Raw genomic sequence first — 26,978 nt, forward strand, 5'->3', positions numbered from 1 at the left:
TTCTAGTTCTATCCCGGTTAGGAGCTCCTGATGTCTAAAAGCCCCCGCCTCCGCCCATGATGTTTAAACCAAGATTAACCTGTCACTTGATCCTCTTGAACGATCCACGTTTCGAACTCCCTTTTCCCTTCCTCGAGCCGAATGACTCTGGCGCCTCTCGGCAGCTTTCCGTAGCAATTATATCCGGTTACCCGTCCGTAACAAAGACGAATACCGTGCAAAGTGCCGCAATAGTCGTTGTCATGGTCATGGCCGACAAATGTGCCAACCACATCGCCTGATTGTACCATCGCCCCGAACAAGCCTGTATTTACTTTGGGACACTCTACATTTTCCTCACGTGTGCCCGTCACTTGCTCTCCGCGCCACGCCGCGTCGTATTCGGGAATCGGAATATGGAAAAAGGCCAGTGATCGAACCGGACCGCCGTTTTGAGCGGTAAGCTGCCTGGATTGCCCGGTATACCACTGGATTTGATCCGGGTGAATCCATGCATAGCCGCCAATTGGTTCCGGAGCATTGATGCCGGAGTCGAAGAAATAAAGCGCTGCCTCGTCCTTGGTTCCGTTAGCATTTCCAACCTTGAGCATAAAGTTGCCAATCCCGTTGATGTCATGAGGCCCTGCTTCAGAAAGACATTTTTCATCCTCCTGCTGAATAGCCAGAAGCTCCTCCCTGGTTACGCCTGCCTCCGCATCATGATTGCCGAACACAGCGGCCCAAGGAACACCTGACCCCACTACAGGCGCTATCGCCCTGCGAAAAGAAGCTTTCGGATCGGCAACGCCGTCGCTCCATATCATGTCACCCGTTAGTACGACCAGATCCGGCTTCTCGGCTGCAATGATGCCGCTAACTAAATCCGCCGTTTTCTCGTCTCTCTCACGCTCTTCCTCTTTGCCGTCTCCAAGATGCATATCGGTAAATTGCAAAATTTTAAAAGTGCCGTCATCACGAAATTTTAGGCTGGCGGACATCCTTTTCCCTCCATTGATCTTCATCGGTCTGCTTATTCGATGCGTTATCTATGCTTGACGAGACTCTACAATCATCATAAGCCGTAGCCTCATCAACTGTCATCTTAAGGTTTCGTCATGATCCATTCATGGTCTTTGTCATTATGAAACTTCCAGATGCGGGTCGGGCCAGCCATCACATTCAAATAATAGCAATCATAGCCCGGAGGGGCAGATACCGGATGATAGCCGCGCGGCACCATGACGGCATGCCCGTTTTTCACGACCAACGTTTCATCGAGCGATCGGTCATCGGTATAGACACGCTGGATCGCAAACCCTTGCTCAGGCTGGACCCGGAAATAATAAGTTTCCTCCAAAAGCGACTCCGATGGAAGATTATCCTGATCGTGCTTATGCGGTGGATAGCTTGACCAATGTCCGTTAGGCGTAAACACCTCAACAACAAGCAAACTATCCGCAGGATCCTGCTCTGGCAAAATATTATGAATCCGACGTTCGATGTTTCCATAGCCGCGCGTTTCGGTGCCTACCTGCGCAGGCGCAATCAATCTCGCCTTGTGGTTTCCGTATCCTGGCGCCGAGCATACGGCTACCTCAAGCTCAGTAAGCGCGTGGATGTGATAACGATCGCCGTTTGGAACATACACCGAATAAGGAGGGATTTGCTCGAACACATTCATCCGCTCGCCAATTGCCTGCCACTTCTGCTCCGCGGTTGTCACATCTGCTTTCCCGCTCAGCAAGACGAGACATACTTCCTTATCGGCGGTTTCCCTGTGTAAGTCTTGCCCCTTAGCGAGCCGAATGAATTCAAAGCCAACATACTGCCACTCCGCTGATTCGGGTGTAATTTGCATAAGGCTGCCTTCATGATTGGGTTCAGCCGATGGAGCTACGATTAGTTTGGACATGTTTTATTTCCTCCTTTACGCTTTGCCGGAGCTGCCGAGCAGCCGCGTTTTTTCGTGCTCATCAGGCAAGCCGCTTCGCCTCAAATTACAAGCGCAGCGGCTGCTTGCCTTCCGGTTTGATTCTTACCAACGCGTCGTTATCATTTTTTTGCGCGTATAGAACTCTACGCCGTCGGTGCCGTTGGCATGAAGATCGCCGTAGAACGACTTTTTCCAGCCCGAGAACGGGAAAAACGCCATAGGGGCAGGAACGCCTAAATTTACGCCGAGCATGCCAGCCTCAATCGTCTCGCGGAATTGGCGAACATAACCTCCGCTCTTCGTAAACAGGCATGCGCCGTTCGCAAAGTCCGATGCGTTGGCAAGCTCAATCGCTTCCTCAAGCGTATCCACTCTCATAATCGACAGCACAGGGGCAAAAATCTCGTCCTCCCAAATTTTCATCCCGCCTTGCACGTTATCAAAGATCGTCGGCCCGACAAAGTAACCCTTGCCCTCGCAGGCAGCATCTTTGCGTCCGTCACGCAGAAGAATCGCGCCTTCGTTCTCCCCGATCTCGATATATTTAAGCGTGCGCTCCTTATGCGGGCCGCGAATGACCGGACCGAGGAAAATGCCTTCCTCCGCGCCGTTGCCGATCGTGATGCGGTCCGCCGCTTCCATCAGCTTGCTCACGAGCGTATCCGCTACCTCGCCGACAGCTACTACTACGGAGCATGCCATGCAGCGCTCGCCCGCGGAGCCGAATGCGGCATTAATAATTTCTTTGACCGTTATGTCCATGTCTGCATCCGGCATAACGATAGAGTGGTTCTTCGCGCCCGCAAGCGCTTGAACGCGTTTGCCATGTGCGGTTCCCGTTTTATAGACATACTCCGCTACCGGCTGCGAGCCGACGAAGGAAATGGCAATAACATCCTTATGCTCAAGAATGCCGTTTACGACATCATGCGCGCCATGGACGATATTGAATACGCCGTCCGGCAGGCCTGCTTCCGTAAAGAGCTCCGCAAGGCGATTAGCCAGCAGCGGCGTACGCTCCGAAGGTTTTAAGACAAAGGTGTTGCCGCAGGCGATCGCAAGCGGGAACATCCAGCACGGCACCATCATCGGGAAGTTGAACGGCGTAATGCCCCCAACAACCCCAATCGGATACCGGTACATCGCGGACTCCAGATTCGTAGCGATATCCGGGAGCTGCTTGCCCATCATAAGCGTAGGAGCGCCAGCGGCGAACTCGACGCATTCAATGCCGCGCTGCACTTCGCCATAAGCTTCGCTGTAGCTTTTACCGTTCTCCAGCGTAACGAGGCGCGCGAGCTCACTCCAATTCTCAACCAGAAGCTGCTGGTATTTAAAAAGAATCCGTGCGCGGCGCGGAACCGGCGTGCGGCTCCATGTTTTGAACGCTTCCTTCGCCGTTTGAACGGCGAGGTCTAGGTCTTCGCGCGTAGAAAGCGGAACAAGCGCCAGCACCTCTTCCGTTGCGGGATTATATACTTCTTCAGTTGTCGCAGATGTTGATGGAACCCAAGCTCCGCCAATCCAGTTATTCAGTACTTGCGTCATTGTCGTTAGCCCCTTTCAAATCTATGGATGACTATGAGATCGTTATTTTACCATTGTTGCAGTCTTCAATATATTGATGGACTTGCGAGCTTGTTGGCATCGCATCGGAGCAGCTATGGCTCGAAATGACGATGCAGGCCGCTGCGCTTCCGAACTCCATGCTTTTCTCGAGCGTCCAGCCTTCCATAATGCCATATAGAAAGCCCGCTGCATAAGAATCTCCCGCTCCGAAGGTTTTGATGACTTTCGCCGGGAAGCTTTTGGCGCGATGCGTCGTTCCGTCGGCCGTGTAGGCGATGGAGCCTTCCTTGCCGTGTTTGATGATGACGATTTTAGCGGAGTAATCGAACCATTTGGACGCCGTAAAATGATCGCTGTGATCCGGGTTTTGCTCGAACGCCTCCATCATATCGAACTCTTCGCGCGTACCTAGAATAATGTCGCATTTTTCAGCGGCAAGATTGTAATAGACAGCCGTCTCTTCTTTGGAAGCCCATGTATAAGGGCGATAATCGAGATCAAACGCGATGACGGTCCGATGTTTCTTGGCATAGTGCAGCGCTTGGAAGACCGCTTCCCGCGAAGGGCTCTTGGCAAGTGCCGTCCCGGAAATCAGAAGCATTTTCGAATCGGCGATCAACTGCTCGCTTACTTCTCCCGCTTCCAGCATAAGATCAGCGACGTTATCGCGATACATTAGGATGCTGCAATCAGAAGGGCTCTTTATTTCCGTAAAAGCGAGTCCTGTCACCGCGCCGGTGTGATCGGTCACCACATTTGAAGCGTCGATGCCGCCCCGCTTCAAATAATCGGCGATAAAACGTCCCATTTGGTCATCTGCGATTTTGCCGATAAAAGCGGTCTTTCGGCCGAGGCGGGACATGCCGATTGCTATATTGGCGGGGGAGCCGCCGACATACTTCGTGAACGTCATCGTCTCTTCCATCGGACGGTTAATTTCATTCGCGTTCAAATCGATGCAAAGCCTGCCGATAGCGGTAAAATCGAACTTTTTATTATTTGAAAAAGAGATATAAGTCATTTGTGAGCTCCCTGCTTTCTTTGGACTTTACTTACTCAGCCGTTAGCGGAGGGTGACGGATTGAATTTTGGCATTCATCTCTTTGCCCGCCCTAACGACTACATCGCTGACGGATACCTCGGGAACGCCCACGTTCCACCAAGACTCATAACCTCCCGTATTCGTGCCCGGCACGACAGGAATTTCAATTAACGTCGTCACCGTTTCTTGCTTAGCGAGCTGCAGCGCTTCTTTTAATTGCTCTGCATTGCCGGCTTTGTAAGCCTTCGCCCCCAAGCTGCGGGCATGCGCTGCAAAATCGATCGGCATATAAGAGCCGGACAGCTTGCCCGTCTCCTGGGAGCGATAGCGGAACTCGTTGCCGAATCCGTCGCTGCCATGACCGCGCTGCAAATTGTGAATGCATTGGAAGCCGTGGTTATCAAACAATAAAATCGTTATTTTACGCCCCTCCTGGAGGCTCGTTACCATTTCAGAATGAAGCATCAAGTAGCTTCCGTCCCCAACGACAGCATATACCTCGCGACCCGGCTCTGCTAAGGCTGCGCCAAACGCGCCCGCTATTTCATAGCCCATACAAGAGAAGCCGTATTCCATATGATAGGTCTTCGGCTGGGCAGGCCTCCAAAGCCTATGAAGGTCGCCTGGCAGACTGCCTGCCGCGCATACGATGACCGAGGATGGATCAAGCGTTTCTTGAATAACGCCAAGCGCCCTCGTTTGGGCAAAGCCCGCTTCATGCTCAGCCGCGTAAAGCCGGTCGACCTCGCTGTCCCATTCCTGCTTCAAAGCTGCGATGACGGACGGGTCATGCGAGCTGAGGTAACCGATTTGACCCAGTGCAGCATGCAGAGCCTTCAGCCCTTCTTTGGCATCAGCCGTAATAGCGGCGCCATTTAGCTTAGAGGAATCGAAGCTGCTTACATTTACGTTCACGAACTGGACATCCGGGTTGCCGAATGCCGATTTGGATGATGTCGTAAAATCGGAATACCGAGTGCCGATACCGATGATTACATCCGCTTCCCTTGCCAGCTTATTGGCCGCCAGAGTCCCCGTAACGCCTATCGCCCCAACGTTTAACGGGTGATTCCACGGCAAAGCGCTTTTGCCGGCCTGCGTCTCCGATACGGGAATGCCGAAGGCTTCAGCAAACACCTCAAGCTCCTTCATCGCATCGGCGTACAGCACGCCGCCTCCTGCGATGATTAGCGGTTTTTTCTTACTTTTGATTACAGCAGCGGCGCGTTGAACGGCATCGGCTGCTGCCGGGCGCCGATCGATATAATGAACCTTGCGCGCGAAAAAATCAGACGGGTAATCGTACGCTTCCGCTTGAACGTCCTGCGGCAGGGCAAGCGTAACGGCTCCTGTCTCTGCGGGATCAAGCAATACGCGCATCGCATTCGCGCATGCCGACATCAGCTGCTCCGGCCGCACGATGCGGTCCCAATATTTGCTTACCGCTTTAAACGGCTCGTTCGCCGAAATTGTGTAGTCGCTGCTTACCTCAAGCTGCTGAAGCACCGGGTCCGGCTGCCTGCTTGCAAAGTTGTCGCCCGGAAGCAGCAGTACCGGTATGCGGTTCACGGTTGCGGTCGCCGCTGCCGTTATCATATTCAGAGCGCCGGGACCGATAGAGGAAGTGCAGGCAAATATTTGCTTGCGGTTGCTTTGTTTCGCAAATGCGGCTGCCGCATGCACCATCCCTTGTTCGTTTTTCCCCTGCACATATACCAGATCACCGGCGCTTCTCTCTAAAGCTTCGCCGATGCCCGTTACGTTGCCATGCCCGAAAATACCCATAACGCCTTTTATAAACTTTGTCTCTATGCCGTCTACCGATACGTACTGGTTATCCAGAAAACGCAGCAGCGCTTGCGCCATCGTAAGCCGAATCGTCGTCATTCGTTTCAAGGCCTCCCTTAATATCCATGTGAGCCAACCTTTATGAGAAGAAAAAAGGGAGCGAGTTGTAAAGAAGCTCACTCCACCTATTTCCACCGCTAATCTACTTGTTCCATTTGGCTGTCATTTCTTTCAAATAGTTAAAGCTAATCTCCAAGCTGTCGAATGGGCTGCCTGGGCAGTAATCCTGCTCCACGCAATACCATTCAACGCCGCTTTGCTCGCCCCACTTCAAAATCGGCTCAAAATCAATGACGCCGTTACCGATTTCCGTGAACGTTCTGCTTTCATCTGCGGACATATCCTTCAAATGCAGAATCGGTATTTTGTTCGGGAATTTGGACATGTATGAAAGAGGGTCACGGTTTGCAAAGCTTACCCAATAGGTATCAATTTCCGGATAAATGAAGCGGTCGCCCTCAGGCTCCAGCACGAAATCCAGCGCCGGCTTCCCGTCGACTTCCGTTTCGAACTCGAATTCGTGATGGTGATAGCCGACGCGGAAGCCGAGCGGCTTTACTTTGTCGGAGATTTCAAGCAACTGGCGCTTCGCAAGGCGGTAACCTGCCTCATTTTGCAATTCGCCCTCCAAATAATGATTAAAGAAGTCCGTCGTACCGAACAGCCGCGCCTCTTCCAGCACGACATCAAGCTCCTGCGTCATCCGGTCCAAACCGACATGCATGCCTGCAACGGATAATCCCGTCTCCTTCAGGACAGCGGCGATTTCGACTGCCGGATAATCGTGCAAGCCGTCGATTTGAACGGCTTTCCAGCCCATCTTGCTCAGCGTGCGAAGCGTTTCATAGAAATCCTTCTTAAGCTCGTTCCTAAGTGTATATAGCTGAGCGGCAAATTTATGTTCCATTATTGTTGCTCCTCTCTATGTTAAATGCGGTCTGTAACCAAATCCAGCCATTTAATCTCGTTTTCTGTAAGCGGAATGCTCATTCCTTGAAGGGATGATTGCAATTCAGGCAGTCTCTCGGGACCGATGAGCGCTGCCGTCGGATACGTCTGGTGCAGCACGTAAGCAAGCGCGATTTGAATAGCTGACGCGCCTTTGCTGTTAGCTAGCTCAGTCGCGCGGCGATAACGCTCCCAGTTGTCCGCTGTATAATAAACGTCAACCATTTCTTCATCTTCCAAATTGTCAGGCGTATAACGTCCTGAGAAAAACCCGCCAGCCTGCGAGGACCAGGACAGAAGCGGCAAATTATTGCTCTGATGCCATTCGATCATCTCTTGCCCAGCCGATATGCTGCCCGGCCAACGCGGGATGCGGCATTTTGCCAAGCTGAGGTTCGGGCTGCTGAATGTGAATCCGATTAAGCCATGCGTTTTGGCATAGTCGTTAGCCTCTTGAATTCTTTCGTGGCTCCAGTTCGATGCCCCGATCGCATGAATGCGTCCCGCTTCCACATGCGCGTTCAGCGCCTCCATAATCGGCCCAACTTCGATGGAAGGATCGTCGCGGTGCAGCGCGTAAAGGTCAATGTAAGAAGTGCGAAGCCGCTCTAAGCTCTCAAGCACATCCTTGTTAATCGCCTTTGCATTCACCCGATTGCCAGGCTCGCCGTCGTCCGGATGCGCGCCCTTTGTCATAATGTTGACCTGCTCGCGCTTGCCTGTCTCCTCCAGCCATCTGCCTATTTTCTGCTCGCAATCATCGTACTGGTGTGCCGTATCGAACGTATTGCCGCCCGCCGCGAGGTAAGCGCCAAACATCTCGTGAATGTAGTCCATATCGTCTGCACGCAAAAAGTTAGTAGAGCCCATAATAAGCTGTGAGCATGATTTAACGATCGGCTGCCCGTTTTGGCTTGCTTGAATTTGAATTGTTTTCATGTTATCCCGTCCATTCTTAAGATGTTTGTTCGGCTATTAGAGAGACGTATTCTGCAAATAAGCTGTTTGCCCATGCAAACCATGGTCTCGTAAAAGTAGATGGATCGTCTTTATGGAAGCCTTCATGCATAAATCCGGTTCCCGCATGGGTGGACGACAGCATCGCCAGAATGTCGCGTTTCTCCTGCTCGTCAATTGAAGTCAGTCCCTGCATGCTCAGCGCGATATGCCAAATATAGGATTGCGGCGTATGCGGGCTGCCAATCCCTCTGGCTGCCGTTCCTTCAAAGTAGTACGGATTGTCTTCACTGAGAATAAACCGCCTTGTGTTCTGGTAAACCTCATCGTCCTTCGCCCTGTAACCGAGATAAGGAATTGACAGCAGGCTCGGCACATTGGCGTCATCCATCAGATTGTAGTTTCCGAATCCATCCGTTTCATAGGCATACATTTTGCCGTATTTGGGATGGTTGATCACGCCGTAGGTTTCAATGCCGTATTCGATTTCTTCCCTCAAGGCAGCCGCTTTGCCATTTAAATCGCTGTCCTTATAGATCGAGTCCGCAATTTCCTCCACGTACCTCAGAACGACAGCCGCAAACATGTTCGATGGGATCAAATATCCATGCGTGCAAGCATCGTCGCTTGGACGGAAGCCTGACCAGGTCATACCGGTATAATTGACCGGCATGCCCTTCCCGTTATTTCTAAGCGTATCGGTCGGCGGGCAATCCCGCCGAATGAATTGATAGGGCGATTGCTCGGTATGCCGCTGCTCCAGCCGCCAAAGATCGATAATTTGGTGCACGGCAGCTCGGAAGGAGTCATCGAACAAGCTCGTTATCCCCGTCTCTTTCCAATATAAGTAGCTTAGCCATATCGGATAACACAAGGAATCGATCTCATATTTCCGCTCCCAAACCCACGGATTAAGCTCGGTCTCATCTATGTCGATGCGGTTATCGTTATCCTCTACATTAAAGGCGTTAGCGTAAGGGTCGATTCCGATATATTTCAGCTGCCTGCGAATCAAACCTTCGATCATTTGCTGCAGCGTCTCATCCGATGCTGCGAGCGGGAGATAATGTTTCACTTGTGCGGAAGAGTCACGCAGCCACATAGCTGGAATATCGCCTGTAATGACGAAGGTTGTTCCGTCCTCTAATCGCTCTAAAGTCGTCTCAAACGTACTCGCAAAGCATGGGCCAAACATCGGGGCGAGCTTTTCCAGCTCAGGATGCCGCTCCAGCTTGCTAATCGTTTGTTCGACAAAATGGCTCATTTGATCGGTCAGCTTCATTTTAGAAATCGTTCCTTTCTTTAAAGACGACTGCAAATGTCTTAATTTCGTAAGGCGTAAACGCCGTTGCAATAGCAGGACCCAAATTCAGCTCTCCAATCGGTTTTTCCATCAGATTGCATTCCTGCCACGAGACGATGTCAAGGTCGCTTTCGATTGTCATTTCACTGCGGCTTCCCGAGTAGTCATGCAGCCGGATAATAACCATATCTTCATCTTCCGCTTTTTTAACCGCATCGATCATTACGCCGTCAGCCGAAAGCTTGAACAACGATTTTGGCGTGTGGGACGCTGTTCCTGGATGGCTTGTCAGCGGATTGTTCAAGTTCCATGCCGCGGCAACGGTGCCTCCTTCATACCAATCGCCTTTATGCGGCAGCAAAGAATAAGTGAACTGATGCAAGCCGATATCCTGCTCCGGGTCAGGGAAATTAGCCGATTTGATTAGCGACAAGCTGAGCACGTTGTCCTTGATGTCATAGCCGTATTTGCAATCATTAAGCAAGCTGACTCCGAATCCGCGCTCCGAGAGATCCGCCCACTGGTGCCCAACAACCTCGAATCTCGCCAAGTCCCAGCTCGTATTCCAGTGCGTCGGACGTTTGACGTTCCCATACTGGATATCGTATGTCGCTTCGGTCGAGCGAACATCAACCTCGAATGCAGCCTTCAGCAGTTGGCTTTGTTCCTGCCAATCCACTTTCGTCACAAAGTCGATTCTTCGATTTTGGCTGTACACCTTCATATCTTGAACGAGAGAAGAACGGTTATAAGTCCAGCGGAAACGTACGATTGCATATAGCGGACCGGATTCCAGCAGCTCAGCCGATTCCAGCGCCGTTACTTCCTTCATCTTTTCCTTGTAGAAAATATCAATATCCCATGCATCAAATGCGAGCGGTTTGTCTTCAAATACGCGCAAGACATTGCCTCGGCCGTCCTTCTTCAAAACATTGCGGCGAAGCTCCTTATCCCAAATGTTCGTCAGTTGGCCTTGTTCGTTCCATGCCATTTTGTAAAATGGGGTCTCTAGCCCGCTCTCCGTAAACGCAAAGCAAGTTGTTTGAAAGCCTTCCGCTGGCTTGGGGATAAACCGGATCTGTGTATACCCCATCGCCGGCACCTTCACCAGCACCGACCATCCCTCCTGCCCTTTATGAGCAGCAAGCCCATTGCCTTCCTGATCGATCCAAACGCCGCTGCCGTGAGCCGGACTTTCTATTTCAAGCAGATCTTCCCGCTCCCAAGTCGAACCGTTAAATACGGTATAGCTGTTTGCGTCCGCATCTGTCATCAGTCTTAACGCTTCCGATCGGACATCCGAAATCAAGGCTTGCGCTTCTCCGTATTCCGCCGCAGCATCCTCATATACCTCTTGGATGGAAGAGCCCGGAATAATATCATGGAATTGATTGCGAAGAATGATTCTCCAGCCGTCATTGATTTTCTGCTGAGCGTATTTGCCCCAATTTCCTTCGAGCAGGCTTGCGAATGCGCTTAACCATTCGCCCTCGCGGTATCCGAGCTCAAGCTTGCGATTCATCCGTTTCACATTCGCTTGGCTTGTATAGGTTCCACGATGATACTCCAGGTACAGCTCTCCGTCCCAGGTATGAACATATTGCGTTGTTTCATCGATCGTCTCTTTAAGCCGTTCAAAATAATCGCCTGCCGTACCTGTCTTCACATGCGGAAGCCCCGGCATTTCATCAAGCCTGCGCCGCATCTCCAGCATCTCGCGGTTGACGCCGCCACCGCCATCGCCATAGCCGTATGAGAGCAGAAGCTCTTCATTTATTTCTTTATCCCTGTAATTATCCCAAATATGATAAGCCTCATAGGCTGTTAGTCTGCCGTTATAAGTGTACATCCAAGAATCTTTGCCGTGGCCAGGCTCGGGAGTCGTAATGAAATGCGCCATGATCTCCGATCCGTCCATCCCGCGCCATGTAAACGTGTCATGCGGAATACGGTTGAATTGGTTCCAGCTGATCTTCGTCGTCATGAACCGATCGATTCCCGATTTTTTCAAAATTTGCGGAAGCGCCCAGCTGTAGCCGAATACGTCCGGCAGCCATAAATAAGTGCATGCCTTTCCGAACTCGTCCTCCAGAAAGCGTGTACCGAACAATACTTGCCGAACGAGCGACTCCCCTGAAGGAATATTGCAGTCGGCTTCAAGCCACATGCCGCCAGCCGCCTCCCATCTGCCCTCCGCCACCCGCTCGCGAATGCGCGCGTAAATCTCGGGATAATCCTCTTTGATGTAGGCATACAATTGTGGCTGCGTTTGCAAAAACACGTAATCCGGGTATTGCTCCATGAGCCGAAGGACGGTTGAGAACGAGCGGGCGATCTTCTCGCGCGTATGCTTAAGCCTCCATAACCAAGCGACGTCGATATGGGTATGTCCGACACAAGTGACCGTTATGCGCGAATGCTTCTCGATTCGGCCGAGCTCTTCCTTCAAGATTGTAAGTGCCGCGTCGATCGAACGGTAAAAGTCTTCGCTTTCCCTGTTTTGCCACTCTACCTCGCGCAAGGAACGATCGATCGCTTTGAGAAGCTGATGTCGCTCCGACTGGACGACAGGCAGGACAAGAACCGTTTCCAATGCTGCTTTGACCGTATAATAATAGTCATCCGCGCTTTCATCAAGCCAGCTTATTTCCGCCATTTTCAAGCGGTGGGCTTGAACGGTTTTGGGGCCACCGCCTTCCAGGCCCGACCAAAGGCGGAAATCCAGTCGAAGCTTGTTACCGGCTTCCTGAACGGGCAAAAACACTTCCTTGTGGTTGGCATCTACGCCTTGGTAAGGCTGTCCGTGCAGAAATAGAAGCGACTCGAACCCTGAATTGGTTCCTTCATCGGTTTTGCCAAAGTCGAATCTGCCAACTAGTTTTTTTCCTGTCCAGCATTTAGGTATATCAACCTCGCAAGAAAGCCATGCATACTTATCTCTGCCTTCCCAACGGGAACCTGTTTCGATGATCGACCAAGCTTCCTCATCAGTGGGAGGAAAAGTGCCTATTTCACCCTTTTCATCTTCTAAAAAGCGGAATTCCGGTATTTTTACCCCATCGCGATAACGCAAGGGCTCCATTTCGTCTAATCTTGCCTTAATCTTGTCTTCCAAAAAGAACATGCATAAGCCCCCCTGACACCATGTTGTAATATACCAATTATATATCTAATGAAATATGATGTAAATAAAATAATATTACTAATTATTAAAAAATAGTCGAATTTGGTATGCTTATATTTGGAATATGTTATACCCGCATCCGAAGCGGATATAAAAAAAGCCCCTGGGATACCCAGGGGCTTCGTTCTGCATGTTGACTCCAAAAACAGACTATTCTTCTTCAACCAACTCTTTAACGCTATCTCTTTCCACCAAATTAACGGGGATGAGCTTCTGCCGGAAATCCATGTTTTTCTTTTCGATAAAATCAACGATAAAGCTGGCAGCGTTTTGTCCAATTTCGTAGTAATTTTGGGCAACTGTCGTCAAAGGAACCTGTGCGTACCCGACATTCTCCTCATTATCGAACCCAACAATGGACAATTGCTCCGGTACCGATATGCCCGCATGATGGCAAGCCTTGAGTAAATCAATCGCCAGATCATCATGCTCGGCTTGAATAGCGGTAATATTCTGTTCGACCAATTCCTCAACCAGTGTCGTTAATTTTGCGATACGTTCCTCATCCGCGATTCCTTTATAAACCTCCGAAACGATAAAATCGCTCTGGATTGGAATCCGGTGATCCTTATGCGCTGAGCAATAACCGATAAACCGCTCCCTAATCGTGCTGCGAAGATCAACCTCGATAGCGGTTAGGAAAGCAATGCGGGTATGCCCTTTGCGTATCAAATGGTCGGCTGCCATATAACCGCCGGTTTTATTGTCAGACACGACATTACTGATTGGAAAGCCCTCATAATGCTGGTCGATCAGCACAATCGGGAAATCGTTCATGAAAAGCGTGTTTACCGTTGCGATATTATGAGAAGAACTCGACGGGTAGAGAATGATGCCGCTATGGCCGCTATTGTACATTTTGAGCAGCAGCTCTTTTTCTTTCTCCACGTTCCAGTTTGAAATATGGATACTTAGGAAATAGCCTCTAGGGTCCAAGTAATCATTGGCTCCTTGAATGTAATCAAGCCGGCCAGTCGAGGACCAAGGAAGAATCATTGAGATGATCGGAGTACGGAAAGAAGCCGAAGCTTTCACCATTCCTGCCGTATCCTCATGGTTGCGTACATAGCTCCCGCTCCCGCGCTTCCTATACACAAGACCCTGCTTTTCAAGCTCAATTAGCGCCCGCTTAGACGTAATGCGACTAACGCCGTACTGGTTCGCAAGATCTATTTCCGTTGGCAATTTATCATTATCTCTGTAAACTCCGTCTTTGATTTGCTGCTGCAAATCTTCCATAATCCGAAGATATAAGGGCTTGCTACCTTGCATCAGCACTCCGCCACCCTGTTCATTTTAATCTAAATGTTATGTCCATTTTACCAGAGGCTGTAAGGCTTGCATACCAATAAATTAGCTTTTAACCGCCCCGTCAGAAAGCCCGGCAATAAATTGACGGCTGACGATTAGGAAAAAAACGATGAGCGGCAGCGTTGCCAGCAGCGTCCCAGCCATAAGCATAGCATAGTTCGCGGTATGTGTTGTTTTCATTGATGCGAGCGCAACCATCAGCGTAAATTTCGATGAATCGGTCAATACGACTAACGGCCACAAGTAATCTTCCCACGTTGCCATAAAGGAAGTAATGCCAAGGAAAGCGAGTGCCGGCCGCAGAACCGGAAGCGCAACGTTGAAATAAAGCCTGAAATTGTTGCAGCCGTCTATCCGTCCCGCTTCCAAAAGCTCGTCATGAATCGCGTCCTGAGCGAATTGGCGAATCCAGAAGATGCCGAACGCTCCAGCTAGACCAGGTATGATTAACGCTTTGTAATCCCCTAGCCAGCCTAGCTCCTTCATAATCATGAATTGCGGTACAAGCGACAGCTGCCCTGGAATCATCATCGTCGCAAGCAGCAGGACAAACAATATTTTGCTGCCGGGAAACTTGAATTTCGCAAATGCGAAGCCTGCAAGCGATTCGAGAAACAATCGCAAGACAGTCGTAACGACAGCAACAAATACGGTATTCATAAACGCGCGGCCAAAATCAATGGTATCGAGCACGCTGCGAATGTTTACCCATAATTGATCGCCGACAACGAGCTTCGGCGGGAACGCGAATACGGCGCTGGTTGTGTTTGTTGACATCACGAACAACCAATAAAACGGGAAAATGGATATAACAACTCCGATCATCAAGACCAGATGAATCGTCAGTTTTTTAATTATTTCTTTTGGCATGTCCTGCACCTCACGAAAGGTTTGTCGTATCTATCACCGGGTTAACGATCATCCGCAGGCTTGAATAGTTTCCAGTTCAGGAATGAGATGACCATAATGATCGCGAACATTACCCAAGAAACTGCTGCTGCGTAGCCATAGTTGTTATACTTGAATGCTTCTCGGAACAAGTAGAGCACAATCGTTTCAGAACCTGGATAAGGTGATGTGAGCGTTGCGAGCACTTGAGGCTCCGTGAAAATTTGCAAGCCGCCGATTGTCGACATCATAACTGTGAACAAAATAATCGGCCGAAGCATCGGTATCGTAATTTTTGAAAAAGTATCATACATGGTTGCACCGTCAATTTTAGCAGCTTCATAAAGATCATTTGGAATTTTCTGAAGACCAGCCAAATAAATGATCATATTATAGCCAAGGAATCTCCAATAAATCATCGTCGCGATAATGAATTGCACGCTTATTTTGTGATTCAGCCAAGCCACTTCATTCAGGCCGATTTTTTGCAAAAGGTAGTTTGCAAAGCCGTAATGGTTTCCAAAAAAGGATTGAAAGATAATAACAACAGCGACCATTGCGGTTACGTTTGGAAGATAGAAGGCAATACGATAAAAATCCTTAAATCGAACGATACTCAAATTAATTAAAAAGGCGAACACGAGCGCGCTGCATAATAGCGGAATATTAGCCATCGCCCAGATCGTGAACGTGTTTTGTACGGCATCGTAAAATTTGGGGTCTTTAAACAGAAACTGGAATTGTGAAAATCCTACATACTCCAAATCCCCGATCCCATCCCATTTGTTAACCGCAAGATAGGCTGAGAACAAGATAGGGAACAGACCAAAAACTAAAAACAAAAGATAAAAGGGAGAAATAAACAGATACAGCGTCTTATTTTTAAGGACTTCTTTCCACGTATGCCTTACATTAGTACCCATATTGCCAACCTCCTAACGTCTCGATGCATGGGTGAAAGAAGGACGAGACCAAGAGGCCATCGCCCTTCCTCATTACCGTTTTAACGGCTCAATTCTCTTTTTACGTTTTCCATAGCTTCTTTCCAAGCTGCTTCCGGATCTTTTTTGCTTGTATCAACCAAGCCGAGCTGTTCAATAATAGCGTCCTCTACCTTGCCGTCTTTTGGATCGGAATGCGAGATTACAACATCCTTAGCCGCTTCGCCGAACACAACGCCGACAGCCTGCCCGCCGAAGAACTCGTCCGGCTGCTTCATGTCTTCATCTTCATAGATGCCTGGCGTTGAAGGATAGTTTCCGAATTCCATAAATCCTTTTTTAAGGCTGTCCGTGCTCGTCAGGAACTTAATAAGCTCAGCTGCTTCTTTCGGATGTTTCGTTGTTTTCAGAGCACCGAAGAAGGAACCGCCTTGGTTGCCTACACCGCCTGCTGGGTAAGCAATCCGCCATTTGCCTTTCGTATCCGGAGCTGCAGCAATGATGTCGCCTTTCATCCAAGAAGCACCGATAATGGATGCCATCGTGCCGTTGTTAAGCGCCGCATTGCTCTCCGAGCTCGACGACATGCCGAACGTTGCGCCCGATTGATAAGCTTTGACCGCAGTGTCCCAAGCTTGCTTCACATGACCATCTTCGCCAATGAATTTACCTGTTTCATCGAAGTAGCGAGTTGGCAATTGTCCGATAACGTTGCGGTAGATATCCACGATCGTACCCATGCCGCCTTTTGTTTTTTCATGAACCGTCTTGGATAACGCAATGTAGTCATCCCATGTCTTCACCTGAGCTTTAAGCTCTTCCGGAGTAGATGGAACACCGGCTTGCTTGAACAGATCCTCGCGGTAGAACATAACCGTCGGCGCGACGTCGATCGGCAACGCCATTTGAACCTTGCCTTCGTCAGCCGATGCTATATTCCATTTCCACTCCAAGTACTGATCCTTCAGATCAGCCGCGCCATATTCGTTCAAATTAACGAATTTGTCGCTGTACTGAATCAATTCTGTAATCCAGCTGTCCATTGCCGTTATATCCGGACCGCCGGCGCCGCCGGCTAGCGACGTTTTCAGCTTAGTCATGTACTCGCCGCCAGGAGGCAGCTTTTGTGCATTCAGCTCAATGTTCGGAAATTTTGTCTTTGCTTCTTCGATCGTCGAATCCGAAATCGCGCCGTTCCAATACCATAACGTTAATTTTACTTTTCCGCCTTCTGAAGAGGAGCCCCCGTTATTCGGACTGTTTTCTCCTTTATTTCCGTTCCCTCCGCTGCAAGCCGAGAGAAAAATAGCAGTAATCAGTGTAAGTACAAACAAATACGTTAGTTTTTTGTTCATGTCTTGGTTCCCCCTGTATGAATTATTCAAAGCACTGCATCATGGAGCGGAAGCAATAAATAGAGCGCTGTCATAACATCAATTCGTGCAGACCCCCTCAATCGTAATGGGAATCACCTCTGTGACTGCCATTTTCAAAAAAACGCTTACAAATCGTATCTAAAATGAATCTCACCACATTTGGTATAACTTATTGTGTAAACATCCCGTAGTGGTGTAATAAGATGATATATCATCATGGATTGAAAATCAAGAGGTTATTCCCATAAATATATTTAATTTATATATCTTATTTTAATGGTACCGCTTAACATTCGCATATTTATATACCTAATAATATATTTGTTATACATCCCCCTCTACACTTATAGTAAACGTTCCAGCAATAAAGTCTATCGGTAAAATTTGCAGGTGCGATTACTCCGCAAGCGGCGTCCTCGCCTTCACGTCCCGAACGATACGGTCAAACAGCTCGTCCGGCGAAACAACCTTCACGTGGGCATCCAAATGGTCGATTACGCTCCGCACATCGCTCATCGTCCGACTCCATGGATGCACGTTAATAATCGTATAGCCCTCTTCCTTTGTCGGGTCGGTCGTATAGCCGTTAATGCGCTCCGCCATCTTTACGGGATCGGCATCCCACAGTGTCTCTCTTACGCTAACGAACGGCTTGTCCTTCGCCCACCACACCTTGCCTGCTCCTCCTACGTATTTTTCTCCATATGCGAGAATGCCTCCTTTTAAGGAGGGAACCGAAGCGAATTGCTCGATGGATGCTTTCTCCGGACTATTCCAATCCAGAAGCACCGCCAGCTGCATGTCTGTTTTTTTCATATAAGCGTCAAGCCGTTTGACATTTTCCTTGAGAGCCTCCTCGGGATACTCGCTGGGAAAGAAATAGCCCGTACCTGAGACCGCGACCACAAAATGATCCTTCTTCGCCTTTTCGTAAATCAACGATAGCGCGTCCGGCGCCAAGTCGGCGAGTGTCGGAGCCATCTGCCAGCCCATCGGAAACTGCCCGCGCTCGCTGCTTCCATAATATTTATTATTTTTAACAAAATCATTCAGAAGCCATTGCACATTATCCCCATCGCTCATTACAAACGACACATAATGCGCTTTCGCATCTGCCTCTCCCGCTTTGACATGATAAGGCTGCTTGAATGCCTTTTGGGGCTTCACAGCTGATAAAGCGGTCAAATTCATCGCCCAATCCGAAGGAATCGCAGCAACGCCTTGCAGGCTCGCTGGCGCGATATGCTCAGATTCGCTCCCTTTCCCCCATCCGAGGCGAATCGCGTCAGGGTTCAATGATTTGTAGATTTCAGGCAGCTCTTCATCGTTTGCGCTGTCGTAGATATACATCGCTTTCAGAGCCACGCCATAATCACGCAGCTCCCCTCTTTCCGGATGCAGCTGCACGATAATATCCTTGTTGAATTGGTCGCCGTATTGCTTGAACAGCCACATGTCATCCTTATCGCTTACATCCTCCAATTGCTTCAAGCCGATGGACTCCATTTTGGAGGACAATGCTTTCTCGGCTGCAACGGCTTGTTTCAGCCCGGCCAGCGAGGTGGCCACGTTCACGGATGGCGTATTGTTCTCGTAGGCGTAAAAACCTTGAATACGATCTTTAAACTTCTCCATCAGTGTCCAAGCATCTTTTATCTCCTCGGTCTTCACGCCATGCTTCGCTCTCAGCTCTTCCAGCCAATCATCGTAAGCATCGTCTGTAATATAAATTTCTGGTTTGTCTTGAGCCAAGACCCCTTGCAGCGTCCCCACCAGGACAAGCTCTTCCGGGCTTAAGGACGATTTTTGAATGACGTATAAATGCTCAGGTGCTTCAATTTTCGGAAAATAACTAAAGGTCTTTGCATTCGCACCGCTGCAACCGGCCAAAATAAGTACAAAAATCGCTATCCCCAGCCATTTAGCAAATTTCATCATTTTCTCACTCCCCCGTGTCGTCATGCCATAAGGCCAGAGCCCCTTACTCAGAAGGATGCTTGGCCTTGGCTTAACATAGATCGATCGTTAGTTGCTTGTAATTTTTAGATTGTCCAAATGAATATACTCGCCGTCTCCTTGTCCGCTGTCGGACTGCTCGAGAAGAATCGTAACCGCCTTGCCGGCAAACGCGCTCAAATCAACGGTCTTGGCCGTCCACTCCCCGGTTTTGATCGTCTCCCACGGCGCCAAGGTCGTAATCGACTGATCCTCCTGAATAATCTCAATTTGAAAATCCCCGTCGTGATCCGAGCTCTTCGACTTGATGTCGAAGCTCATCGTCACCTTGCCGGTCGGCAATAAGAGCTTCTTATAGAAATAACCATTCGGCTTCAGATCCTTTTTGCCAAGGTCAGATCCGTCCATCTGCAAAAAACCGTTGCCGTCTTGCTCGAACCAGCCCGCCTTATCGTATTCTTTGCCGGCATCGACCGCTTCCCAGCCTTCCGAGTCCTTATCAAAGGTATATATATACTTCGTATCGGCTGCCATATTAGCGACCTCGTCCAAATCAATGATTCCCTCGTCTAATTTCTTCTTCACAGCGGAATAATCAAAGGAGGTCACATCGTCCAGCTCGCTTACATTTTCCTGCTTCACATTTTTTTTAATCAGCTCCATGAACTCATCAGGCGTTACGACAACGACATCTGGGCCAAGATTAGCCGTGATGTCCAAGACGTCCTGATAGTTGTGGGACCACGGATGCACATTAACCATGGTGTAGCCCTCTATTACGCTAGGGTCTTTTTTGTAGCTGTTCAAACGTACGGCCATCTCTAGCGGCTCCGTCTCCCAAAGCGTTTCACGCGCTGCTATAAACGGCTTTCCGTTCGACCAAGAGAGCGCTCCTTTTCCATCTCCGTATTTGTAGCCCATGAAGTAGAATCCGCCTTCGATCTGATCCTGAGCGGCATATTGGTCAATCACGTCTTGTGAGATTTCATTATCAAGAATCGAGACATATTTCAAATCAGCTCTCTTCATGAAAGCGTTGGTATCCTTCATAAATCTTTTCAATGTCTCTTCGGGATAGAGCGACGGGTTGATGTAGCCGATGCCGGATACGGCAGCTACAAAATAATCATTCTCCGTCGCCTTCTCATAGCTGTATTTCATAAGGTTCGGTGCAAGATCCGCTAAGCTCGGCGCAATTGACCAGCCAAACGGAACCTTCCCCTTGTCCTTATGGCCTTGCATCTTGGAAGCGAGCGGCGCTCCGTTCACATACCATTGCACATTATCGCCATCGCTCATAATGAAAGTAACGTAGTGAACCTTCTCGCCGTCTCTTGCGTTCTTCTTTGTTTTTTTCTGCTTCAATTGCTCGCGCGGAAGCGCTGAGAAGACCGACAGATTATGCGCATGGTCTGATGCGATCGTCATTTTGCCCAGACGAGAAGCCGTATCGACGCCAGACAGCTCATCCGAATGCCATCCCATAATGGCACTGTTCGGATTCGTCCAATCGAACGCTTCCTTCATTTCCGCGAGGCTGGCATCGTACATGTATAAACCTTTTACCGCAGCCCCGTAATCCCGAAGGGAGTTCAAGCTGTACGCCTGTTTGAATATAAAATCTTTATTCAGCTTGTCCCCATATTCGGTTAAAGCCCACATTTCATCCTTGTCGCTTACATCAAGCTTCTTGACTAGCCCGTGCTGGACAGCTGCATCCGCAAGCGACTCTTCCACCGCCACATACTTCATCGCGCCACTGACCGTAGAGGCTGCATTGACAGTAGAAGTATTGCTTCTTTTGAACTGCACGAATCCATTTTCATTTAGCTTGCCTTTGAATTTGTCCACGAGATCCCAGACAGACTGAACATACTCGTAGGTAATGCCATAGCTTGCTTTCATATCTTCCAGCCATACGGTATATGCGTTGCCGTTGTCGATATAGATTTCCGCTTGCTCCTGCGCCACGATGCCTTGAAGCGTTTCGGCAAGCACCCACTCTTCTTCTTTAAGATCATCGCCCTTAATGACATAAAGATGCTTGGCTATCGTTAATTGAGGAAATATGGATTCCGATTCTGAAGCTGTCTTCTGGCAGCCTGACAAAATGATCATTGCTGCCAGCAATAAGGCTATTGCGCTCGAGGCTCTCTTCCTTGTTTTGGTCATAGCAAACTCTCCTTCATGCAGCTGCTGAGCGAGAATGGCAGCTGCTCTTCGGCATACTCTTTATTTGCAGGGCGGTCCGTCATTACAAATCGGATCGTACCGCCGGCCATAATCGTCTCATGAGGAATTGACAAGCCATCCTGAAGCTCGTCGTTCACGTAAATGGCATGAACGTAAACATTTTCCGTACTGTTATTTTCCGATTCGATGGTAAGCTGCACACCGCTCTCCAAAGTCAGCACCGCTTTTTTGAATAGCGGACTGCCCCATACATATTCCGGCGTTCCCGGAGATAACGGATAGATGCCGAGTGCTCCAAAAATGTACCAAGCGCTCATGCTTCCATTGTCTTCATCGCCAGGCAGACCGTCTGGATGCGAGCTGAACAATTCCTCCATCGTTTTTCTTACCCAATACTGCGTTTCCGACGGATAACCGATGGCTGTAAATAGGTAAGGAATGTGAAAGCTTGGCTGGTTGCTGATCGCGAATTGTCCAAAATCAACAGCGGCCATCTCCGACATTTCGTGAATCTCAAAAGAGTACGAACCGATACGGAAGTGCGGCGGCGTCGCAAACAGCTCGAGCAAACGGTTATACATCTTCTCTCTTCCGCCCATAAGCTTAGCGAGCCCCAGCAAGTCATGCTGCACCGCCCAGCTTGTCTGCCACGGGCCGCCTTCGCAATAATCGCCGCCCCAAGCGAAGGGATCGAACTCGTCCTCCCTGCTTCCGTCTGCCTTTAGCCCGCGCATAAAGCCGGCCTGCGGATCGTAAAGCCGAGCATAATTTTTAGATCGTTCCAGCATTTGCCGGCTCTCCTCCTGCTTCCCTAACCCTTCAGCAAGCTGGGCGATACAGAAATCGCCATAATAATAATCGAGTGCGTTGCTTACGCTTTCGTGGTACTTGTCGCTTGGCATAAATCCATATTTCACATAATCGGCCAAACCTTTGCGCCCAATGCCTTCTTTCCCGGAATCCACGGTTGCATGCTTTATCAAGCCTTCATAGGCGGCCTCAACGTCGAAGCCGCGAACGCCTTTGACATAAGCGTCTGCAAATACCGCATCGATCAGCGTGCCAGGCATTAAGCTTCTCTCCCCTGGCGACACCCACTTCGGCATCCAGCCGCCTTCCTTATACACGTTCACCCAAGCTTGCAGCATTTCGCTTACGAGCGTTGGCGAGAGAATCGAGAGCAGCGGATACTCCGTACGAAACGTATCCCAGAAGCCATTGTCCGAATACATAGGGCCTGACTCTACATTGCCGCTGAATGCGCTGTAGTGGACTTGATCGCCATTATCGTCATACTCATACCAAACCCTCGGGAACAACGAGGTGCGATACAGGCTCGTATAAAACGTTTTTAGTTTTTCGTCGTCCTTGTCCTCAACTTGGATTTTGCCGAGCGTAGTCTCCCACTCTTCAGCCGCTTCAGTTCTAACCTCATCAAAGCTGCGTTCGCCGATCTCATTTTTCATATTAAGAAGAGCCTGCTCGACGCTGATAAACGAAGTCGCGACCCTTGCCTGCACATAGCCCGTTTCCGGAACCTCCAAACCGACATACGCGCCGACACGGTTACCGCTCGCAGCCATAGAATCATTTTGAGCAAATTCCTTATCGAATGTTCCGCTTTGCCCGTCATTAATATCGCAATCGAATGAAATAGCAAAGTACTGGGCAAAATTTTCCGGTACGAGATTTTCGCTGTTCGCTCTGGTGAAGCCTGTCACAAAGCGGGCAGCCGAGTTGATCTGAATGGAAGACTCTCCCTCAAATGGCGATACGAGAAACCGAGCGCCGTCCCGCTCCTCGAAGCGGATTCGAATGACGGCGCAGCGTACGGTTGGCGCAAGCTCCAGCGTCGCTCTGTAGCGAAGGAGCCGGACCCGGTAATAATCGGGCTTGATGATTGTTTCCTCAGGCCTGAAAGAAGACGCCCAATCAAATGGAGACAAATATAACGGACCTGCTTGAGGCATTAGCAGCAAATGTCCATAATCAGCCATCCATGGGCTTGGCTGATGAGTAAGGCGGATGCCTTGCAGGCTGCGGTGGGAAGGATGGAAAAACCATCTTTCGCCCGCCTCATCCGTCTGCGGACTCCATGATGCCATGCCGAACGGACGTGTAATGAGGGGCAGCGTATTGCCATTTGAGAATTTCATGACGGATGCGGTACCTTGCAGCGGATTAACGAAGTCCAAAAGTTTCATTTGATCTAGTCTCCCTTATTCGTGATAGCGCGTTAGCGGGTCAGCTTCTCCGCTTTGTCTTGCGCTTCGTTCAACAGTTTATCGATCGGCTCTTCCGTCATGAACGTCTTAGCCACCGCTTCCTGAAAGGCCTGCCATACTTTGGAGCTGGCTTTGTCAAATGTCGGCAGCCCTTGCACGTTTTCCTTCAACCCCTGATAAACCTGGTAGAGCTCAGGATGCTCGGTACGATAGTCTTCGCTTTCACCGATATCTTTGCGTATAACGGGACGAATGTTGAATTTTTCGACGATTTCCTGCGATGCCGGGCTGATTGCCGCTTGAATGTACTTGAACGCATTTTCCTTATTCTTCGAGTAAGCCGGAACCGATAGGAACGCTGCTCCGATCGTCAGATTCCCTACTTTGCCGCCCTCAGGAATCGGCAGCGGCGCAATGCCGCAATCCATCTTCAAATCCTTGCAAATTTGAGCCCGCCAAGGCCCGTCCACCGCGAAAGCCAATTGCCCTTTCTGAAATCCATCCCAGAACGGAGCTTCCGCATTCGATACCAATGCGCCTTTGTTGTTGTATTTGGCCAGCTCGCGAATAAGTTCGAAGGCCGCAGCATTGCTCGGCTGGTTGAACGCCGCTTTGTTCTCTTTGTCTACGAATCCGCCGCCGCTTACCATTAACAAGGAGCCGAACCGCAGCACGCCTCCGAAATTCGGACCCGCATAGACGCCTCCCGCAAAAAACTTCCCTTTACCCGCTTCGGCGATTTGTTTGGACATCTGGGTCCATTCGCTCCAAGTAGCAGGAGGCTTCTCCGGATCCAGGCCGGCCTGCCGGAAAAGCTCCTTGTTCCAATACAAATTGCTGACTCCCGGCTGCACCGCAACGCCGTATATTTTGCCGTCAACCTCCATTGGCTTCCAAGCGCCTTCTACGATGTTTTCGCGAATTTCTTGATCAAGCCACTCCGGGAAAGGCTCGAATACCCCTTGAGCCGCAAACCCCGGTGACTGCGTCTCGCCGATCATAATATCCGGCCCTTGGTCAGAGAGGATGGCAGTGGATTGCTTCTGGATCAATGGCTCTGCCCAGCCCCAATCTTCATATCTGAGAGCAACGCCTTGCTTCTTCATCTCTTCATTGATAGTTGAGGTCCATTCATATTGAAATTTACCGTCATTTCCGTACTCGGTTGTCAGCATATCGTTCTTTCTGCGTGCTACAACTTCATCTCCGCTGCCTGTTCCTAGATTAATTGCTCCGTCGGCAAGTACGACAAGCGGACTATTGCCAGCTTCAGAAGCTCCATCGGTCTCGGCCGCCTCCTTGCCGCTGCCTTTAGATGCCGAGCATGCAGCCGTACCGAGAACAGCCATAATAACGAGCAAGACAAGCAGCATTTTTGTTTTGCATATTTTTTTCAAGTTAGTCAACCTCCGCGTATGTCTGTCAAAAGCAGTTGTCAGCCTTTCAGCCCGCTGTTCGCAAGCCCTTCCACCATGTACCGTTGAAAGAAAAAGAATAAGAGCAGAGCAGGCAGCGTGACGCCAAGGCCCAGCGTAATGATGAGCGGATAATCAGGAATGCTCATCGGGTTCGAGGCGATAGAGCTGAGCCTCGTAATCGCGGCAGGCAAGGTCTGGAGACTGTCGCTGCTCGTGAAGAAGAATGGCGTCGACCAATCATTCCAGGTTCCAATTGCCGTCGTAATCGCAATAAATGCCAAGATCGGCTTTTGAAGCGGCAGCACCAATCCAAAGATAATTCGGATCAAGCTCGCCCCATCCACTCTGGCCGCCTCCTCCAGCTCATAAGGCAGCTTCTCGAGCGATTGCTTCATTAGGAAGGTTCCCATAATGTTGATGGCTGGACCGCCGATTACGTACACCCAGAAGGTATCCAAGATGCCTTGCCCGCCGAAAAATACGTCGTTTCCTCCGGCATAAGGCCATCTTGCGTACTGAATAAAGGTAGGAATCAGGCCCACGACTCCGGGAATCATTTGCGATGCCAGCAAAGCAAGGAAAAGCGTTTCCCGTCCAGCAAATTTCAATCTTGCAAACACATATCCCGCAAGCAATGAGGTCAGGCAAGCCCAGACTACGTTATAGCCGGTTCGAAGGAGCGAGTTGGCGAAATAGGTTTGTACATTGCTGTCTGCAGACCCGAACAAGAGCGTCGCATAATTTTTAAACGTCATTTCTTCCGGCAATGGGAACAGACCGATTACGGTCGACGCATATTCCTCCTTCGTCATGAAGCCGACCAATACGATAAACAGAATCGGATACAGAAGAACCAAACCGCCAAGCAGCAAGGACGGATGTCCCAACAGATAAAGCGGCTTGCGCCGTTTAGCCGACATCATATGGCTCATCCTCTCTCCCTCCTTTTGCGGCTCGTTCTCTCGTTCTCGGTCATCATTCGGAAATAAATGACGGTGAACAGGAAGACGACCCCGGCAAGTATGACGGATGAAGCGCCCGCCATCCCTAAATTAAAGTCCCAGAAAGCGTCCCTAAGAATCCGGAAGACAAGAACCTCCGTCGTGCCGTAAGGACCGCCGCCCGTTATGAACATGACTTGTTCATAAATTTGAACGGCTCCGATAAAGCCGGTGATCATCACATATGTCGTAATTGGCTTCAAGCCTGGCATCGTCACATGCAGAAATCGCTTCCAAGCATTTGCGCCGTCCATCTGCGCCGCTTCGTACAGCTGCCTATCGATCGACTGCAGCCCAGCCAGCCATAATAGCGCCGTGCCTCCAATGCCTTTCCATACCGTGTACACGATAATCCAGAACACGCCCCAGAATGTGGAATATCCCCACAAAATCGGCTGAAGCCCCATGCTGACCAGCACGTTATTGATGACGCCATTGCTCGGATCAAGAAAAATGTTGAATACCTGGGTTGTAGCTACCGTGGAAGTAACGACAGGAACATACCAAATGGTCCGGTAAATGCCTCTGCCCCTTAAAGGCAAATTCATTAGCAGCGCAGCGCCAAACCCGAATAGGATGGTTAAGCCCGTTCCAAGCATGCCCATCCATACGGCCCGGAACAGCGATTCATAATAGATTGGGTCAGTGAAAAACTGTACGTAGTTTCCGAGCCCGATGAACTCAGGCTTAGCCGTGAGCCCAACCCAGTCAAAGAAGCCGAGCAAGAAGCCAAACAGTGTCGGAACGCCGCCAATGACAAACCACCATAGCACGAGCGGTCCCAAAATAAGCAGAGCGGCGATCGGATCTCTCTTGCGCCTTCGAAATTGGCGCAGCTTCGTTTTAAAACTGACTTTGCTATCCGAAGGGAATAATTGCGGTCTAGAGGATGAAATCAATAGAAGA

19 protein-coding genes are annotated in these 26,978 nt (G+C 49.8%); all 19 read right to left on the reverse strand.

Going from position 1 to position 26,978, the window contains the following annotated elements; genetic code table 11:
* Positions 1-74: 74 nt before the first annotated feature.
* On the reverse strand, positions 75-977 hold the full coding sequence (locus ADU23_RS01750) for a metallophosphoesterase family protein (RefSeq protein WP_053372169.1): 903 nt from the start codon (positions 975-977) through the stop codon (positions 75-77).
* Between the two features lie 104 nt (positions 978-1,081).
* The gene (gene iolB / locus ADU23_RS01755; RefSeq protein WP_053372170.1) at positions 1,082-1,891 is read right to left on the reverse strand and encodes a 5-deoxy-glucuronate isomerase; all 810 of its coding nucleotides are present in this window, start codon (positions 1,889-1,891) and stop codon (positions 1,082-1,084) included.
* 123 nt (positions 1,892-2,014) lie between these two features.
* Positions 2,015-3,460, reverse strand: coding sequence for a CoA-acylating methylmalonate-semialdehyde dehydrogenase (locus tag ADU23_RS01760; RefSeq protein ID WP_053372171.1), 1,446 nt, complete (start codon positions 3,458-3,460; stop codon positions 2,015-2,017).
* Positions 3,461-3,491: 31 nt separating this feature from the next.
* Positions 3,492-4,502, reverse strand: coding sequence for a 5-dehydro-2-deoxygluconokinase (iolC, locus tag ADU23_RS01765; protein ID WP_053372172.1), 1,011 nt, complete (start codon positions 4,500-4,502; stop codon positions 3,492-3,494).
* A 42-nt stretch (positions 4,503-4,544) separates the two neighbouring features.
* Entirely contained in the window at positions 4,545-6,410 is a 1,866-nt protein-coding gene (gene iolD / locus ADU23_RS01770) for a 3D-(3,5/4)-trihydroxycyclohexane-1,2-dione acylhydrolase (decyclizing) (protein WP_053372173.1), read from the reverse strand.
* Positions 6,411-6,513: 103 nt separating this feature from the next.
* Entirely contained in the window at positions 6,514-7,278 is a 765-nt protein-coding gene (locus tag ADU23_RS01775) for a sugar phosphate isomerase/epimerase family protein (RefSeq protein ID WP_053372174.1), read from the reverse strand.
* 20 nt (positions 7,279-7,298) lie between these two features.
* Entirely contained in the window at positions 7,299-8,258 is a 960-nt protein-coding gene (locus tag ADU23_RS01780; RefSeq protein WP_053372175.1) for an aldo/keto reductase, read from the reverse strand.
* 16 nt (positions 8,259-8,274) lie between these two features.
* Positions 8,275-9,558: a glycoside hydrolase family 125 protein gene (locus ADU23_RS01785; protein WP_053372176.1), complete on the reverse strand. Its 1,284-nt coding sequence runs from the start codon at positions 9,556-9,558 to the stop codon at positions 8,275-8,277.
* Position 9,559: 1 nt separating this feature from the next.
* Entirely contained in the window at positions 9,560-12,703 is a 3,144-nt protein-coding gene (locus tag ADU23_RS01790) for an alpha-mannosidase (protein ID WP_053372177.1), read from the reverse strand.
* A gap of 210 nt (positions 12,704-12,913) precedes the next feature.
* Positions 12,914-14,035 (reverse strand): GntR family transcriptional regulator, encoded by a 1,122-nt coding sequence (locus ADU23_RS01795; protein ID WP_053372178.1) that lies wholly within the window; start codon positions 14,033-14,035, stop codon positions 12,914-12,916.
* An 81-nt stretch (positions 14,036-14,116) separates the two neighbouring features.
* Positions 14,117-14,944, reverse strand: a complete 828-nt coding sequence (locus tag ADU23_RS01800; RefSeq protein WP_053372179.1) for a carbohydrate ABC transporter permease — start codon at positions 14,942-14,944, stop codon at positions 14,117-14,119.
* Between the two features lie 41 nt (positions 14,945-14,985).
* Positions 14,986-15,885, reverse strand: a complete 900-nt coding sequence (locus tag ADU23_RS01805; RefSeq protein WP_053372180.1) for a carbohydrate ABC transporter permease — start codon at positions 15,883-15,885, stop codon at positions 14,986-14,988.
* A gap of 80 nt (positions 15,886-15,965) precedes the next feature.
* The gene (locus tag ADU23_RS01810) at positions 15,966-17,258 is read right to left on the reverse strand and encodes an ABC transporter substrate-binding protein (protein ID WP_053372181.1); all 1,293 of its coding nucleotides are present in this window, start codon (positions 17,256-17,258) and stop codon (positions 15,966-15,968) included.
* A gap of 417 nt (positions 17,259-17,675) precedes the next feature.
* Complete coding sequence (locus tag ADU23_RS01815) at positions 17,676-19,217, reverse strand: GxGYxYP domain-containing protein (protein WP_053372182.1); 1,542 nt, start codon at positions 19,215-19,217, stop codon at positions 17,676-17,678.
* A gap of 87 nt (positions 19,218-19,304) precedes the next feature.
* On the reverse strand, positions 19,305-21,407 hold the full coding sequence (locus ADU23_RS01820) for a GxGYxYP domain-containing protein (RefSeq protein WP_053372183.1): 2,103 nt from the start codon (positions 21,405-21,407) through the stop codon (positions 19,305-19,307).
* The gene (locus tag ADU23_RS01825) at positions 21,404-23,632 is read right to left on the reverse strand and encodes a GH92 family glycosyl hydrolase (RefSeq protein ID WP_053372184.1); all 2,229 of its coding nucleotides are present in this window, start codon (positions 23,630-23,632) and stop codon (positions 21,404-21,406) included. Before ADU23_RS01825 ends, ADU23_RS01820 begins: the two co-directional genes overlap by 4 nt.
* A gap of 32 nt (positions 23,633-23,664) precedes the next feature.
* On the reverse strand, positions 23,665-25,050 hold the full coding sequence (locus ADU23_RS01830; RefSeq protein WP_053372185.1) for an extracellular solute-binding protein: 1,386 nt from the start codon (positions 25,048-25,050) through the stop codon (positions 23,665-23,667).
* A 38-nt stretch (positions 25,051-25,088) separates the two neighbouring features.
* On the reverse strand, positions 25,089-26,003 hold the full coding sequence (locus tag ADU23_RS01835; RefSeq protein ID WP_053372186.1) for a carbohydrate ABC transporter permease: 915 nt from the start codon (positions 26,001-26,003) through the stop codon (positions 25,089-25,091).
* Positions 26,000-26,971 carry a carbohydrate ABC transporter permease gene (locus ADU23_RS01840; RefSeq protein WP_053372187.1) on the reverse strand — a complete coding sequence of 324 codons (972 nt, stop codon included), beginning with the start codon at positions 26,969-26,971 and terminating at the stop codon, positions 26,000-26,002. The genes ADU23_RS01835 and ADU23_RS01840 overlap by 4 nt, the downstream gene beginning before the upstream one ends.
* Positions 26,972-26,978 lie beyond the last annotated feature (7 nt).

Source organism: Paenibacillus sp. FJAT-27812 (genome assembly GCF_001273905.1).
Classification (GTDB): Bacteria; Bacillota; Bacilli; order Paenibacillales; family Paenibacillaceae; genus Pristimantibacillus.

Excerpts from the sequence above, each read along its gene's own strand:
- iolC (WP_053372172.1), bottom strand. The coding sequence starts at position 4,502 with ATGACTTATATCTCTTTTTCAAATAATAAAAAGTTCGATTTTACCGCT.
- ADU23_RS01780 (WP_053372175.1), bottom strand. The coding sequence starts at position 8,258 with ATGAAAACAATTCAAATTCAAGCAAGCCAAAACGGGCAGCCGATCGTT.
- ADU23_RS01760 (WP_053372171.1), bottom strand. The coding sequence starts at position 3,460 with ATGACGCAAGTACTGAATAACTGGATTGGCGGAGCTTGGGTTCCATCA.
- ADU23_RS01825 (WP_053372184.1), bottom strand. The coding sequence starts at position 23,632 with ATGAAACTTTTGGACTTCGTTAATCCGCTGCAAGGTACCGCATCCGTC.
- ADU23_RS01795 (WP_053372178.1), bottom strand. The coding sequence starts at position 14,035 with ATGCAAGGTAGCAAGCCCTTATATCTTCGGATTATGGAAGATTTGCAG.
- ADU23_RS01835 (WP_053372186.1), bottom strand. The coding sequence starts at position 26,003 with ATGAGCCATATGATGTCGGCTAAACGGCGCAAGCCGCTTTATCTGTTG.
- ADU23_RS01785 (WP_053372176.1), bottom strand. The coding sequence starts at position 9,558 with ATGAAGCTGACCGATCAAATGAGCCATTTTGTCGAACAAACGATTAGC.
- iolD (WP_053372173.1), bottom strand. The coding sequence starts at position 6,410 with ATGACGACGATTCGGCTTACGATGGCGCAAGCGCTGCTGCGTTTTCTG.
- ADU23_RS01800 (WP_053372179.1), bottom strand. The coding sequence starts at position 14,944 with ATGCCAAAAGAAATAATTAAAAAACTGACGATTCATCTGGTCTTGATG.
- ADU23_RS01775 (WP_053372174.1), bottom strand. The coding sequence starts at position 7,278 with ATGGAACATAAATTTGCCGCTCAGCTATATACACTTAGGAACGAGCTT.
- iolB (WP_053372170.1), bottom strand. The coding sequence starts at position 1,891 with ATGTCCAAACTAATCGTAGCTCCATCGGCTGAACCCAATCATGAAGGC.
- ADU23_RS01805 (WP_053372180.1), bottom strand. The coding sequence starts at position 15,885 with ATGGGTACTAATGTAAGGCATACGTGGAAAGAAGTCCTTAAAAATAAG.
- ADU23_RS01820 (WP_053372183.1), bottom strand. The coding sequence starts at position 21,407 with ATGACCAAAACAAGGAAGAGAGCCTCGAGCGCAATAGCCTTATTGCTG.
- ADU23_RS01810 (WP_053372181.1), bottom strand. The coding sequence starts at position 17,258 with ATGAACAAAAAACTAACGTATTTGTTTGTACTTACACTGATTACTGCT.
- ADU23_RS01750 (WP_053372169.1), bottom strand. The coding sequence starts at position 977 with ATGTCCGCCAGCCTAAAATTTCGTGATGACGGCACTTTTAAAATTTTG.
- ADU23_RS01815 (WP_053372182.1), bottom strand. The coding sequence starts at position 19,217 with ATGATGAAATTTGCTAAATGGCTGGGGATAGCGATTTTTGTACTTATT.
- ADU23_RS01790 (WP_053372177.1), bottom strand. The coding sequence starts at position 12,703 with ATGTTCTTTTTGGAAGACAAGATTAAGGCAAGATTAGACGAAATGGAG.